This window comes from Arthrobacter sp. TJ-240 (assembly GCF_058269195.1).
Genome location: NZ_JBZCNG010000002.1, coordinates 1 through 13,811, shown reverse-complemented (window position 1 = coordinate 13,811; position 13,811 = coordinate 1). Strand labels below are relative to the sequence as shown.

Sequence of the window (13,811 nt, the reverse complement as noted above, 5' to 3'; positions counted from 1 at the left end):
GCCCTACCGTATCCAAGCCCACGAGGGTCTACAGGGAATTGAGCGTAAGCAGATCCCTAAGCGAAACACCAGTTGGCTTCTGCCTAGCGCTATCGCCTCATCAGCACCCGAAATCGGATCAGCTGGCCTCCCGGTGGATCTGATCCTTCTTCCGAATCGCCAAAAGGAGGACCAACGACAGGAAGCTCAGGCCGTAGAGAATTCTGCTCCACGGGGCGTGATCTCCGCCCGAGATGGCGAAGGCATCAGCGATTCTCATCCCAGGATTGAGTGAAGCGAAGAAATAGGTGGGCATCCCGAGGATGATGAGGATGAGGAAAACTCGCGTAACCGTCCACGGCAAATCAGGCAATCTCACGATGGAGAAGATTCCGAAGGCGAAAGCGATGATGGGACCGGCCAGCGCCCACACGTAAACCGGAGCTTCCACTAACGGCTCATTCGCAGCGGACATAGCGGTCTTGATCTCTTGGAGGCTCATACCTGGAACGGCCGCCATCGGGTTCCACACCAGGATCTGGAACGCGCCGATCATCGCATACGCTGCGGTCGCCAGCACCCCGCCTAACACGATCGGAACAATCTGTCGCTGCTGCTGATCTAAGAGGGTCCCCATGCCGCCATACTAAGCGCGGCGACAAGCCGTGAGGGATTCTTGAAGGGCCTCGGATGGCTTGGCCAGACGCGGGCCTGGAGGAATGGGCTGCGTGCTTTGGGGTCATTCATCTCCCCAGGCTGGCAGTCGAGCACGCGGCAGACTGCCTCGAGGGTGGAGAACCGGACAGCTTTGGCTCGCCCGTTCTTGAGAACGGCCACATTCGCAGGAGTGATGCCTACTCTGTCTGCGAACTCACCCACGGACAGCCCGCGCTCGATTAGAAGAGCATCAATCGTTACGCGAATAGGCATCAGACGACTCCGTCGAGTTCCGTCCGCATAGAAGCTGTCTTGCGCAACAGGGATCGGAGAGTAAGGAGGACCAGAGTCAGCGCTACTCCCAGGAGCGCACCACCTATCAGCAGGAGTCCGAGCGCCGGCGGCCCGGGGACGAGGAAGAGGGTTCCCACGACGATGACGGTCGCAAGAGCGAGAGTAACTGCCATGACGTCAACGAGCTTGAGTGAGAAGGAAGCGAAGATACGCCTGTCCTGGACGTGTCCGACAAGAATTCCGGTGATCACGAGGACGACCTGGATACATATCCCGAACAGGATCGCGGCACTGACGAGCGGAGCTTGCAGATCGGAGAACTCCGGATATTCCGCCGCCAGTGACTGGGCAGTGAGTACGACGATGATCTGTCCTGCGATGATCACCATGAGGAGCAGGGCGAGTGCCCCCCGCGTTATGAGCACCATCGTGGGTCCGACAGATTCCCCCAGATTCTCCATGTGCCAGTATCGATATTCAATAGATCGAATGTCAACAGGTGTGCGTGCGTCGGAGGGGGTGGTTGAGGTGGGCTCTGACTGCGCACGTGATTGAGCGGTGCGTCTGGAAGCCAATCCTTTCTGGGACAAAAGCTTCGCGGCGCTAGTGCGTGGCGTGGTGCCGTGTTGTTTGGGCGTTGAAGAGGGCTGCTGCTGTTGTGGCGTCGCGGGTAGTGACGGTGAGGCTGTAGCCGTCGGGCCGGTGGACGCGGAGGGCTTCGCCGTTGCGGAAGATCAGGCCGATCGAGCTTGATCCTCCTATGCGGATGCCCCACCCGAGGAATTCGGACAGTCCTCGGACGGTGACTACTTCGGCGGTCGCTCCCGGTCTGGCCGGAGCTGTGAACCGGCCAAGGCCAAGGAGTGTGGTGCAGGTCAGGCCCTTGTGGTCTACGGTGATGGTCCATCGGCCGGTGATGATGCCGAGCGCCAGGAGCATTCCGCCGGCGATGGTCAGTCCCCAGATTGGTGTGGTGATGCCCAGGGCGATGAGGATCAGCCCGGGTGCACATCCGCCGAGCAGACACACCCATGCGATTGTCGTGGTGGTCCAGACGGCTATCTCATTCGGCCCCAGGTCAAGAGCCGGAGTCGGTGTGGTCCCTGGGATCGGGGTTGCGAGTGGGCGTCCGCCGGCGATAAGAGCCGCAAGGATCCCATAGACAAAGCTCAGGACCGCGGTGATGCCCATCATGGTGCGAGGATCCGGGGCAAGCAGCGGATCCTCGAGTCCGACCTGGCCACTGAGCATCACGGGCAGCGACGCGGCTGTGAAGGCGACGATGCTTGCGAGGGCAGCGATCGAGAGGCGGCGCCCCCATCCGGCGAGTTTGCCGGACCACTTCAGGAACACCAGCAGGATCAGCACCGCAGCCGAGGGGATGGTGAGAGAGATGACTGCCAGCCAGAGTGGTGCGACGGTGATGACGTCCTGGGTGGACCAGTCCCACTTCTGTGCCACGGCGGACGGCAGGCGGGTGCTCCACCCGAGGCACAGGGCGAGGGCCCCGAGGAGTACTCCGGCTGTCGGGAGGAACACCCCGAGCCAGAACCGGGGGTCGGGTTCGGTTGCCGGTTGATGCGTGGTGTCCGTCGTCATGATGCTCTTCCCCTGTCGAGTCGTTGGCGGAACAGTGCGAGGGTCGTCTCGGTCGACAATCCCAGGCCCGCGAGTTGTCGGGCTGTTTCGTCGAGGATCCGGGCCGCGTGCTCACGGGTGGCTGGATCCGGTGCGATGACGACGGCTCCCCGTCCTCGGCGTAGCTCGATCAGCCCCTGATCGCGCAAGTCCTGGTAGGCGTGCAGGACGGTATGCAAGCTCACGCCCAGCGATTCACCGAGCGTCTTCGCCGTCGGTAGGCGTTCCCCGTTCGCCAGAGAGCCCTCGATGATCCCCTGACGGACCGCGCCCGCGATCTGCTCGTGGAGAGGGGACGCATCATCGGGCGTCAGGCGGATCAACATGAGCTCATCCTATTATTATACTTGCACTATAACAACCGGGAATGCACCATTGGTTCGTTGGTACTCGCTTGCCGCCCGCAAGCCGGTCCTCCACGGGGACACCGATGACTGACACGTCGTTCCGGGGGCCGAGGGCGAGTTCTCGGCGTTGAGCGGTTACGTGCTCGTACGCATCGATGACGCAGAGGCGGGAATCGAGCTCCCCACCGAGGTCGCGGCGCACATCTTCGTCGCCGTCTGACGTTGGCTACGGGTGGGCCCAGCGATGTGGTGCCGCAGCGACGTCGCTTGCGAACAAAATATCGGTGACGGACCTAGTGACGGACCTAGTGACAGCGAGGGTCCGTGCTTGCCGGGGATAGCATCTGGGTATGGATCCTCGGCTTGAACGATCGCAAGCCGCACTTCGTGTGGCCTTGTTTGACCTCGCCGCAGAGAAACCGATCTCTGAGGTCTCGGTTGTCGAACTGTGTCAACGAGCCGGTGTTTCCCGGAACACGTTCTACCGCCGAACTGAGAGCCCCAAAGCTTTGCTGGTGGAGCTGCTCGCCGGAGAATTGGACACCATTCTCAGTTCCAACACGCATCTCCCACTCATGAGTGGATCCTCGGCTACCGTCTTCGATGACCTCGCCCGAGACTTCTTCCGGTTTGTCCGAAAGCATGCCTCGATCTATCGGAATGCGCTCGGGGATGACCTGATGTGGAGCACCATGACGCCATTTGTGGAGCGGAGCCTCGTCGAACGGCTCGCCGAGCACCCGGAGATCGCACCGCCACTTCGCGGGGCTGCGGCGCCGGACATCGCCGTGAGGATGTCCGTCCGCTATGTCTCCGTCGGTGCTGTCGCGGCTATCGAAACGTGGTTGCTCGAGGGTGACCTCGAGGATCTTGACCTAGCCGCCGACATGGTCTTCTACACTGCACCGACCTGGTGGCTTGGCCGCTCCACCAAGCCTGCCTGAACCGGACATGAGCAACTCCGAGGCACTCCTCATCTCCGGTACAGATGTACCGTAAGTCCCTTTTTGGGAGTAACGTTGCGCCGGTCAACAGGTGAAGCAGCCCACCGTGAGTGGGTGGGAACGCAGAGAAGCAGGAATCATGGGACGCGTCAGCGGAAAAGTCGGAATTGTCAGTGGAGCAGCGCGAGGCATGGGCGCCGCGATGGCGAAACGGCTCGTGGAAGAGGGAGCGCAGGTCGTCCTCGGCGACGTCCTCGACGAGGAAGGCGCAGCAACAGCTGCCGCCCTCGGGGAGAACGCCCGCTTCGTGCACCTGGACGTCACCAAACCGGACGAGTGGGACGCAGCGGTAGCGCTGGCGGTATCCGAGTTCGGACGACTCGACATCCTGGTCAACAACGCCGGCATAGCGAACTACGCGCCCATCGACGATTTCACGATCGAGCAATGGAACACGATCCTCGCCATCAACCTCACCGGGCCGTTCAACGGAATTAAGGCCGCGATTCCCGCACTAAAGGAATCCGGCAGCGGTTCCATTATCAACATTTCCTCCACGGCAGGGCTCAAGGGATTCGGATCCTTCCCCGGCTATACGGCGTCGAAGTTCGGTCTCCGCGGACTCACGAAGTCAGTTGCGATCGATCTCGGCCGCTACAACATCCGCGCGAATTCGGTGCACCCGGGCAACGTGAAGACGCCGATGACCGACGGGCACGACATCGACCAAAGCGATGTCCCGCTCGCCCGTTTGGGTGAAGCGGTCGAGCTTGCGAACATCGTCCTGTTCCTCGCCAGTGACGAATCCAGCTTTTCCACCGGGGCTGAATTCATCGCCGATGGGGGCGAGACGGCTGGGTCCGCAGCGCCTGCCGCTGACATCTAATCGGCAAACCTAACCGAGTCCGAGTTCCTCAGCGCACCCGATCATGGCCGGTAAAAGGCCGCTGATCACATTGCCAGCGAACACGCCGCCCAGCAACGACGAGGTCTCGAAGCTCGTCCTCTTTCTGGCCTCCGAGGACTCGTCCTATGTCAGCGGCATCGAGCAGCATGTCATCGACGGCGGGCTGACCGACCCCTGACCGGAGCGCCTTTGAGGTGACGAGGGAGGCGTGTGCCTCCCTCGTCACCTCAACTCAGAACCGGCGCTCAGTGCCCCGCTGGTCGGGGCGCAGGGACGTCAGGATGGCTTCGGTGAGCTCTTCCAACTGCTCGGCCTGGGCTGGGTCGAGGCGAGCGAAAATGCATCTTCGTACTTCTCCGGCGTACTCCGGTTCAACGCGACTCATGGTCTGTTCGCCGCCCTCGGTGAGACGCGCCAGTACCCGGCGGGCATCGTCCGGGTCACTGTGACGGGTGGTCATCCATTGTCGCTTTTCCAGCCTGGCCACGATGCGCGACAAATGTGAGGGCGTGACGCTGGCGTTCGATGCCAGCACGCTCATGTGCAGCGTGTGATCCTTACTCACCCACATGCAACGCAACACCCGATACTCGGCATGACCGACCCCGGCTGCCCGTTCGAGGAATGTATCCAGCTCGACCGGAAGCCACATCATCAACCCGACCAGCAAAGACCAGGCACGCTCCTCCCGTGGGGACAGGTGCACGTGAAGGTGCGGGTCATTCGCCACAGTGTCTGCCCCTCGGGCTGAGGTTTCATCGAGTCGTGGTGCGCATCCGCTCAGCCCGGAGTTCCTCCATGGCCTTGAACCTCACGTCCTTCTCATCCGGAGTCCCGTGGGTTGTCCTACGTCTTAGTGGGCGATGGTGCCTTCGGGTAGGGCGTTCGTGGGGCGTCGGACGAGGAAGGAGGCAATGACAGCGGCCAATGAGATGAACCCGCCGATCATGAATGCGGTCTGCACGCCGTCCGCGGTGGCCGCTACGTCGGACAGCCCATTGGCGAGGCCGGCAGCGGTAGTGGTCGACAGGGCAGTGACGAACAGTGCCGTTCCTGCTGCGCCGGCGAGCTGCTGAAGGGTGGAGACGGTCGCGCTGCCATGGGAGTAGAGCGACCGGTCGAGGGACCCGAGCCCTGAGGTCATGAGCGGCGTGAACAGGAAGGCCAATGCGCCCATGAGGGTCACGTGGACGACGATGACCCAGCCGACGGACGTTCCTTCGTGCAGCATCGTCGTCATGCCCCACAAGGCGGCACTGAGAACGAGGGCTCCGGGGATGACGAGAGGGCGCGGCCCGACCCGGTCGAAGAGTCGTCCCACGATCGGGGACAGGATGCCCATCAGGACCCCTCCCGGGAGCAGCAGCAGTCCGGTCTGGAGGGTGCCGAGCTCGAGAACGTTCTGAAGGTAGAGCGGCAGGACGATGAGGCTGCCGAACAGGGCCATCATGCTGATCGAGATCATAATCGCGGAGACGACGAAGCTGCGGCTCTTAAAGGTGCGCAGGTCCATCAGGGCGCGATTCGAGCGCTGCAGCGTGATCTGACGGGCGATGAATGCCGCCAGGGCCAGGGCGCCCACGACGACGATGAGCCAGGGGGATACGGTCGAGTGTCCGTTTGCTGACTCCCCGAGGCTGCTCAACCCGTAGATCAGGCCACCGAAGGCGAAGGTCGACAGCACGATCGAGGCGACGTCGAACGGCGCCTTTTGGGGCGTGGTCACGTTCGAGATCTTCCACAGCCCAAGGGCCAGGGCGATGATCGCGATGGGCAGCACGATGATGAACATCCACCGCCAGGACAGCACGCTCAGGATGAGCCCGGACACCGTCGGCCCGATAGCGGGAGCGACAGCGATGACGATCGAAATGACCCCCATCATGCGACCCCGCCGGGCAGCCGGCACGAGGTTCAGCACGGTAGTCATCAGCAACGGCATCATGATCGCCGTACCACTGGCCTGGACAACCCGGCCCAGGAGCAGCACCCCGAAGCCGGGTGCGACAGCGGCAATGGCCGTACCGACCGAGAACAGCGTCATCGCAGCTCCAAAAACCTGCCGGGTGGTGAAGCGCTGCAGGATGAAGCCCGTCGCCGGGATGACAACGGCCATGGTGAGCAGGAAGCCGGTCGTCAACCACTGCGCGGTGGCCGTGGAGATATTCAGGTCGATCATCAGGCTCGGCAGTGCCACGCTCATGATCGTCTCGTTCAGGATGACGACGAACGCCGCGACGACCAGAAGCCCGATGACCAGTGGTGCGCCCTCCGGCAGCCTCTCGTCCGGCGACTGTTGCCTGGTGCTGTGGTCGCGGTCAGCAGTCGGGGATCCCGTGGGCGGTGTGCTCGTACGCCTGGATGTGGTCCGCGCGGACTTGGTGGGTGATGTCGTCATGATGCTCCGAACGAAAAAAGGGAAGGCAGCGGTCAGAACCGCCGGAAAGGAGGACTGCCGTAGGCCTCGTGTCAGACTATGCCACGATGACCGACCCTGACTAATGAGATGATGGAATCATGGAGAACATCACATGAACGGCGCCGTGGCGGAGGCGGAGCAGCACGATAATCTGCGGGGCGATCTGCGGGAGCGACGCCGGAGGGCAACGACCTCGGAGATCAGCCAAGCGGCCCTGATCCTGTTCGAGCAGAAAGGTGTGGCTGCCACGACGATCCATGACATCGCGGTAGCAGCAGGCGTGTCCGATCGCACCTGCTTCCGGTACTTCCCGAGCAAGGAGGAGTCCGTCCTCACACTCCACCTCGAGTTCGAGGGCCCGATTTCTGCGTGGCTGGACCAGGTGGATACCGGCAGACCTCCCCTGCCTCAGCTCGAGGAGGTCTACGCCGCAGTGCTGAGCAACCTCGATGGGCCGCTGGCTGATCTTGCGCAGCACCAGCTGCGTGTACGCCGACTCATGTTCCATGAACCGCAGCTGCGTGCTGCCGCCTTCTCCCTCGACGCCGCAGGGTGCTGGTCGGTCGCGCAACGCATCTCAGCCGCCTTCGAGGGCAAGGTGAGTCCCGAGGAAGCACGTCTCGTGACCGAATTCGCCGGGATAGCAGTCCGCGCCGCCTTCGACGAATGGGCCGAACTCATCGACGCCGGCCGCCACGCGACCCTCGGCGAAACCTATGATCGGGTCCGCGAACAACTCCGCTCTACCGCTGGAACGAGCCGAGTCAGCGGGCAGCTTTGAAGGCGCATTGCCTAACACCGGCACTGCTTCCGACTCCGGGTGGGTAGCTCACCGCACCGCCGATCAGAGGCGATTCTTCGGGCTTCAACTTCCTGATTCTCAGGGCCTGATTGCGCGTTCTAGAGGCGGTCGGCGAACTCACGCAGGGCAGTGGCGTCCTAGCCCTCTGCTTCGGCGCAATGTTCTCGCGCCTCCGCAGCACCCCGGGTGGGGTTGATGTTGCGGTCGATTCTCAGGCGTAGGTGGTCCGGTTGAGGGTGACGATGTCATCGGTGGTGTAGGAGCCGAATTTCTCGCCGATGGTTGCCATGACCTGGTCACGCCGGCCAGGTATGAGGTCTTTGTCGGCCCGGGCCAGGGCCTCCAGTAGCTCGTTCCGGGCGTACTCGGTGCAGTAGGCAGGCGCGCCGGGCTGTTGGCGCCAGGAATCGGCAAGGCTACCGGTGTGGACGGCATCGAAGCCGGTGTCTTCCACGAGGCGCAGCGTGATCTGCTGACTTGTCTCGTGGTCGGCCGCGACGGGGATGGCGAGGCGACCGGCCTGTCCTGCTGCAAGCCCTTTGGCATCGAAGGTCCCGGAGAGGATCGCGTTCCAGGCTTTCGTGACGGGGCGGCCGATCTGTTCGCTGACCCATACGCTCTCGGGCTGTCCCTGCTCGAGGGCCTGCACTCGCCCGTCCCGGAGCGGGTAATAGTTCGACGTGTCGATGATGGTCGCGTCCGCCGGGAGGTCTGCGACGAGGTCCTTGATCGCCGGCATCGCATTGAACGGAATCGATGTGATGAGGACCTCGACATCCTGCACCACCGAGGACGCCTCGGCAGCTGACGCGCCTGTCGTCAGTGCATGGGGATTGATCGTTTCCGGTCCGCGCGAGTTGGCGACCTTGACCTGGTGCCCTGCTGCCGCGAGTTTGTGCGCCAGTGTCGAACCGATGGAGCCAGCGCCGAGAATGCCGATCCTCATGAGAATCCTTCCGTGAAGCTAATAGGTACTCCCAGTGTCCAACCTTCCAGCAATGTGAAGGTCAAACGGGACACGAGGAAATCCGCGGTGCGCGTAATGCGGTTCATCACGTCAGCCTCGCGAGGCTGGCTCCTTCACTCATCACCCGGGTCACATGAACGGGCACCCTACTTGACCTTGCCACTAATGCGAAGGTCGTAGGGTGGGGCTCAATGTCTAGTCATGGAGGTCATATGCGTATCGGTGAGTTGTCCAAGAAAACCGGGATCGCGTCGCGGATGCTGCGGTACTACGAGGAACAGGGCCTGATATCGCCGCGCCGCCTCGACAACGGGTACCGGGTCTATGACGACTACCTGGTGGAGCGTGTGCAGAAGATCCAGGGTCTGGTCGCCACCGGAATCCCCACCCGGATCATCTCGGACATCCTGCCGTGCCTGGACCAGCCGCAGACCATCATCGTGCGGAATGTCGAGCCCGGGTTGCGCGAGACCCTGAAGACGGAGCGGGACCGCATGAGTGAGAAGATCGAGTTCCTCACCCAGAACCGGGAGTCACTCACCCGGTACATCGAAGCGATCGACAAGGCCACGAACCAAAACCAGGAACCGCACACGAACTGACGCGACGGAAGTGCTCTGAATAACGCGAGTGCTCTGAACAATACGTCGCGCCACATCCACCCCACCACCAGACAAATCACCCTCCCGCGATTACCCCTGATCGCCCCCGGTTGTCCCCGATCATTGCTGATTTCCCCTGATCACGCAGGTGGAACTGAAGGCCACAGTAGTGGAGTCCTGGCGGTCGGGAGGCCGGCTCCGGAAGCGGCGTGAGGCCGCGGAAGGAGAGCTCGTGAGTGCGGGTGTTGGGCGGCGATTTGACCTTCCACCAATGTGAAGGTTGGAGACTTGTCTCATGCCTGAAACTCATCTCCCTGCACAGACCGTGAATCCGCTGTTGTTCCGGCGCGTTCTGGCTGGTGTTCCTACCGGCATCGCCGTGGTCGCCGCCGAGGTCGACAGCGTCATGACCGGGATCCCCGCGAACTCCTTCACGTCTGTCTCGCTGGATCCTCCCCTGGTGTCGGTCTCGTTCGCGCACACCTCCACGTCCTGGCCGGTGCTGCGCCGGGCACCACGATGGGGAATCAGCATCCTCGGCGAAGATGCGCACGATGTCCTTGCCTCTTTGCGTCGCCCTGCCGCCGAGCGTTTCGATGACATCGACACGGAAACCACGCCGGAAGGCGCCGTGTTCGTCACCGGCGCACTGGCGACAATGAGCGTCGAGCTCGAAACCGAGGTGGAGGCCGGTGACCATGTGCTCACCCTCCTGCGAGTTCTTGACATGACCCGGGACGAGGAGCAGCTTCCCCTGGTCTTCTTCGGCGGCGGAACCCGCAGCCTGGCCCCCTGACACCCACCCTGCACCATATACCTCCCTGACCTTGGAACCAACCTTCCCCTCTTGAATGGAGAATCACGTGACGCAAACACCCCAGAGAAAGATGTTCCTCGGTATGACCATCGTCGACGGCTACGGGAACCTGCACGGTGCGTGGCGGGCCCCGAACGTGAACCCGAACAACTACGCCGATTTCGACGCGAACGTCCGCTACGCCCAGGCAGCAGAGCGCGGCAAGTTCGCGTTCCTCTTCACTCCCGATTTCCCTGCCGTACGCGGCGATCTCGAGCACTCCACGATCAGCAACGTCATCGACCCGATGATGACCCTCGCGACGATCGCGCGAGGAACCGAGAGGATCGGTCTTGTCGCCACCGGCTCGACGACGTTCCAGGAACCGTTCAACCAGGCCCGCCAGTTCAAGGCCCTCGATGTGATGAGTCACGGGCGCGCAGGATGGAACGCCGTGACCACGAGCGATCCGGGCGTCGCCGCGAACTACGGCAAGCCTGTGGCCGAGCGTAACGAACGGTACCAGCGCGCCCACGAATCCATCCAGATCGTCCAGGGACTCTGGGGGAGCTGGGAGCAGGACGCATGGATCAAGGACCAGACCGGTAACCGCTTCATCGATGGCAGCAAACTACAGCCCATCAACATGCAAGGCACCTACGTCGCCTCCCGGGGACCCCTGGCCATCCCACCCTCCGAGCAGGGGCAGCCGGTGATCTTTTCCTCCGGTCATCCGACCCCGCAGATGCTCTCACTCGTCGGACGCTACTCCAGTGCTTTCATCGCCGCCGTGTGGACGCTCGAGGAAGCACGAGAACAGCGTGCGATGGTGCGCAACGCCGCGGCCGAAGCCGGCCGCGACCCCGACGAAGTGAAGTACATCGCCGGCATCATGACGACGGTCGCGCCCACGGTACGCGAAGGACTCGACCGTCGCATCGCGATCGGAGGGGACATCATCGAGTCCCGCATTCCGTACATGGGCAGCATGCTCGGCCTGGACCTGGACCCAGCGATGATCGATCAGCCGCTCACCGTGCAGCAGCTTTCAGCGGCCCGCCCCTCACCCGGAGACCCACGATCCGGGAACGTCCTCAAGGTCGCCCGCCAGGGATGGTCACTGCGCGACGTCCTCGCCCATGGCGTCATCGACTACCACCCCACCACCGTCGGACCGGCAGAGGTCCATGCCGATCACCTGCAGGAATGGTTCGAAGCCGGCGCCGCCGACGGCTTCTGGCTCTCCCCCGACGTCTACGAAGACGGCATTGACGCCTTCGTCGACGAGGTCGTGCCCCTGCTCCAGGAGCGAGGTATCTACCCCACCGACTACGAAGGCACCACCCTCAGGGACCACCTCGGAGTCCCGGCCCAGTACGGCATCGACCCACGCATCACCGGCGACAACGGATAGACCCAACACAGTTTCCATACTCACCTGAGTGCGTGCAGGCCTTATCGAAACCACCACGCACTCAGAAGAGTCGAAGTGGTGACAACCGTGATGGTGACTACTGTCAGCGAACGACCGTCCATAGGACACTCGGTAGCAAGAGAGCGAGTGTGAATCGCAGCAATGAGTGGCATGGTTTCCGCAGCGTTTGATAGCGGACCAACGTCCGTACCGGGATCCCTAGCGGGAGCAGCGCCCTGCTAGGGCCGGGCCCCACTTTCCTGATGCTCGGATCATGCGACGGGACTATAAGGACACCGCGGACTCCGGTGCCCCATATATCTACCGGGAACGAGGGTGTCCATCATGCGGGGCCCGCACAAAAGCGCCTACTGAGTACTGCCCATACTCGTAATGAATCTTCTAACAACCTTATAAACACGACCCTTTTCCCACTTTGGAGAATTAATTTGGATCCCTAAGGTGTGAAAATGAGTGTCGAGGGGGTGCGCTGGATTATCTCGCCTCCATGAAAGTAAGATATCCATTACACTATATCCCCGGTTTGCGGCATTCTCTAACATACTTAGATCACGCGGAGTTACAAGCGCAACAGACGAACAGAATTCATCAGGGAAACCAAGCTCAGCTAGACGTTCTTTAGTTCGCTCATAGACGGGGAGCGTCCACGGTAGGCCATTTTTGCCTGTCAGTACCAGAGGAATGAATCTATTTTGCGTTCTAGTAGACTGCTCATCCAGTGCATACTGATCGCTCAGAAGTTGCATGGTTGAATAAAGCTGACCAGCTTTTCGTAGGGTTAATACTGTATCGAGTTCAGCATCGAGTTGTTTAGCTGAAGCATTCGCAGAAACTATCGGGCGAACCATAGATCTGTCTGTCACTTCGATGAGAAGCCATACCCCTTCTGCTCGAATGGCAAAATCGCATACGCTCGGCGTATCAGACTTCGAGCCAAACTTACGTTGCAAATGGTTTTCTTCCAGTACGCGTGTTTTTCTGTTCCTGAAAATTCTATTCAAGCGCTCCCTTGCTTCGTCTTCTAGAAATCGCGTAGTGCAAAGGTGGAATGCTTCGTCGCGGCGTGGATTAACGTCCTTAAGATATTTACGAACATCCCAAAACGTTGTCTCACTTAGGGCACGTTGAAGCATGAACTTTGGGCTGATCAGAACATACTCCCCATTGCTTAGTCGAAGTAGGGGAAATCTACGAAGAACATCGAAATTGAACCTTTTTGACCCGGTGGCGGTGCCATCCTTCATCACACTTCTTCGCATTTCTTCACGGGAACAAGAAGTAGCCAATAAAAAGTGTTCGACAGATTTCTCGGAGAGTCCCAGGGTATCAAAATAGGCTGCCGGAAAGCGGACATAATTATGAAGATGTGACTGTATATAAAGGCTCATGGCAATAGCAGCGAATTCAGTAAGGTCGACTCCCGTGGCTTCTGGAAAAAGCTCATCAGGGAGCTCACCTCGAGCGAGCGGTGGGCGTGCACAGCCTCGTACCAGCGTGGTCATGGACAGCAGGAGCTGGTCCGGCTTAGGGCTCATAGGACTAATAGTGGCGATAGAGCCATAAGAGTTGGGGTCAGCCGTGGCCGTGGTGTTGGTCATCCACCTGTGGGTGGGTGGAGCCCGAAGGGTGGAGCTCAAAACCGTCCACATGTGGGTGAGCTGGCGCTTGTAGCGGAGCCCGTTCTTGGCGGACAGAAGTGAGACATAGGTTGTGGCACTGACTAGCGCTACATAAATCGAGCCCCTGGCGCTGGTTGGCCGGCAGCAAAGAAGGATGTAGCAGAAAGGTTCGTTTTAGCACTGTGAGTCGCGGCGATAACCGGCCGTCCTTCCGCAGCGCTAGGTGTCGCTTCAGGCGCTTACCCACCGATTGCTCTCCGGAACGTTCTGGTCGAGGCGGTTTGGCTGCGGGGGGGGGGGGGGGGGGGGGGGGGAACGGGAAACCCGGGGGGCCAACCACCCGAAAAGCCCCCTTCCCCCCCCCCAAAAGTTTTTTTTCCCCACCCTCTTCCTGGCTCTCCGTTT

Annotated in this window: 16 protein-coding genes; 7 read left to right on the top strand and 9 right to left on the bottom strand. The window is 61.3% G+C overall.

Annotation, left to right across the window (positions count from 1 at the left end):
- Window positions 1-118 precede the first annotated feature (118 nt).
- The 5 genes from AC4D2C_RS04755 to AC4D2C_RS04735 all read right to left on the bottom strand — a co-directional run bounded on the left by AC4D2C_RS04755 (window position 119) and on the right by AC4D2C_RS04735 (window position 2,894).
- Entirely contained in the window at window positions 119-616 is a 498-nt protein-coding gene (locus tag AC4D2C_RS04755; RefSeq protein WP_490913083.1) for a hypothetical protein, read from the bottom strand.
- The gene (locus AC4D2C_RS04750; RefSeq protein WP_490913082.1) at window positions 601-909 is read right to left on the bottom strand and encodes a helix-turn-helix domain-containing protein; all 309 of its coding nucleotides are present in this window, start codon (window positions 907-909) and stop codon (window positions 601-603) included. The genes AC4D2C_RS04755 and AC4D2C_RS04750 overlap by 16 nt, the downstream gene beginning before the upstream one ends.
- The gene (locus AC4D2C_RS04745; protein ID WP_490913081.1) at window positions 909-1,391 is read right to left on the bottom strand and encodes a DUF2975 domain-containing protein; all 483 of its coding nucleotides are present in this window, start codon (window positions 1,389-1,391) and stop codon (window positions 909-911) included. The genes AC4D2C_RS04750 and AC4D2C_RS04745 overlap by 1 nt, the downstream gene beginning before the upstream one ends.
- Before the next feature lie 142 nt (window positions 1,392-1,533).
- Window positions 1,534-2,529, bottom strand: coding sequence for a hypothetical protein (locus AC4D2C_RS04740; RefSeq protein WP_490913080.1), 996 nt, complete (start codon window positions 2,527-2,529; stop codon window positions 1,534-1,536).
- Complete coding sequence (locus AC4D2C_RS04735; RefSeq protein WP_490913079.1) at window positions 2,526-2,894, bottom strand: GntR family transcriptional regulator; 369 nt, start codon at window positions 2,892-2,894, stop codon at window positions 2,526-2,528. The genes AC4D2C_RS04740 and AC4D2C_RS04735 overlap by 4 nt, the downstream gene beginning before the upstream one ends.
- Window positions 2,895-3,265: 371 nt before the next feature.
- On the opposite strand from AC4D2C_RS04735, the gene AC4D2C_RS04730 reads away from it, so the two are divergent.
- The 3 genes from AC4D2C_RS04730 to AC4D2C_RS04720 all read left to right on the top strand — a co-directional run bounded on the left by AC4D2C_RS04730 (window position 3,266) and on the right by AC4D2C_RS04720 (window position 4,944).
- The gene (locus AC4D2C_RS04730; RefSeq protein ID WP_490913075.1) at window positions 3,266-3,859 is read left to right on the top strand and encodes a TetR/AcrR family transcriptional regulator; all 594 of its coding nucleotides are present in this window, start codon (window positions 3,266-3,268) and stop codon (window positions 3,857-3,859) included.
- 139 nt (window positions 3,860-3,998) lie between these two features.
- Complete coding sequence (locus tag AC4D2C_RS04725) at window positions 3,999-4,745, top strand: glucose 1-dehydrogenase (RefSeq protein ID WP_490913073.1); 747 nt, start codon at window positions 3,999-4,001, stop codon at window positions 4,743-4,745.
- Between the two features lie 70 nt (window positions 4,746-4,815).
- On the top strand, window positions 4,816-4,944 hold the full coding sequence (locus AC4D2C_RS04720) for a hypothetical protein (protein WP_490913072.1): 129 nt from the start codon (window positions 4,816-4,818) through the stop codon (window positions 4,942-4,944).
- Window positions 4,945-4,998: 54 nt separating this feature from the next.
- Here the strand turns inward: AC4D2C_RS04720 and AC4D2C_RS04715 are convergent, their stop codons facing one another.
- Together AC4D2C_RS04715 and AC4D2C_RS04710 are read right to left on the bottom strand one after the other, a co-directional pair.
- The gene (locus AC4D2C_RS04715; protein ID WP_490913070.1) at window positions 4,999-5,496 is read right to left on the bottom strand and encodes a MarR family winged helix-turn-helix transcriptional regulator; all 498 of its coding nucleotides are present in this window, start codon (window positions 5,494-5,496) and stop codon (window positions 4,999-5,001) included.
- A gap of 123 nt (window positions 5,497-5,619) precedes the next feature.
- On the bottom strand, window positions 5,620-7,164 hold the full coding sequence (locus AC4D2C_RS04710) for an MDR family MFS transporter (RefSeq protein WP_490913068.1): 1,545 nt from the start codon (window positions 7,162-7,164) through the stop codon (window positions 5,620-5,622).
- Between the two features lie 133 nt (window positions 7,165-7,297).
- On the opposite strand from AC4D2C_RS04710, the gene AC4D2C_RS04705 reads away from it, so the two are divergent.
- Entirely contained in the window at window positions 7,298-7,966 is a 669-nt protein-coding gene (locus AC4D2C_RS04705) for a TetR/AcrR family transcriptional regulator (protein WP_490913066.1), read from the top strand.
- 232 nt (window positions 7,967-8,198) lie between these two features.
- Here AC4D2C_RS04705 and AC4D2C_RS04700 read toward each other — a convergent pair whose 3' ends face one another.
- Window positions 8,199-8,933: an NADPH-dependent F420 reductase gene (locus AC4D2C_RS04700; protein ID WP_490913064.1), complete on the bottom strand. Its 735-nt coding sequence runs from the start codon at window positions 8,931-8,933 to the stop codon at window positions 8,199-8,201.
- Between the two features lie 233 nt (window positions 8,934-9,166).
- Between AC4D2C_RS04700 and AC4D2C_RS04695 the strand changes: the two genes are divergently transcribed.
- The 3 genes from AC4D2C_RS04695 to AC4D2C_RS04685 all read left to right on the top strand — a co-directional run bounded on the left by AC4D2C_RS04695 (window position 9,167) and on the right by AC4D2C_RS04685 (window position 11,766).
- The gene (locus AC4D2C_RS04695) at window positions 9,167-9,556 is read left to right on the top strand and encodes a MerR family transcriptional regulator (RefSeq protein ID WP_490913062.1); all 390 of its coding nucleotides are present in this window, start codon (window positions 9,167-9,169) and stop codon (window positions 9,554-9,556) included.
- Between the two features lie 325 nt (window positions 9,557-9,881).
- Entirely contained in the window at window positions 9,882-10,352 is a 471-nt protein-coding gene (locus AC4D2C_RS04690; protein ID WP_490913060.1) for a flavin reductase family protein, read from the top strand.
- Between the two features lie 67 nt (window positions 10,353-10,419).
- On the top strand, window positions 10,420-11,766 hold the full coding sequence (locus AC4D2C_RS04685) for an NtaA/DmoA family FMN-dependent monooxygenase (protein WP_490913058.1): 1,347 nt from the start codon (window positions 10,420-10,422) through the stop codon (window positions 11,764-11,766).
- Window positions 11,767-12,134: 368 nt separating this feature from the next.
- Here the strand turns inward: AC4D2C_RS04685 and AC4D2C_RS04680 are convergent, their stop codons facing one another.
- Window positions 12,135-13,385 (bottom strand): hypothetical protein, encoded by a 1,251-nt coding sequence (locus AC4D2C_RS04680; RefSeq protein ID WP_490913057.1) that lies wholly within the window; start codon window positions 13,383-13,385, stop codon window positions 12,135-12,137.
- Between the last annotated feature and the right edge of the window lie 426 nt (window positions 13,386-13,811).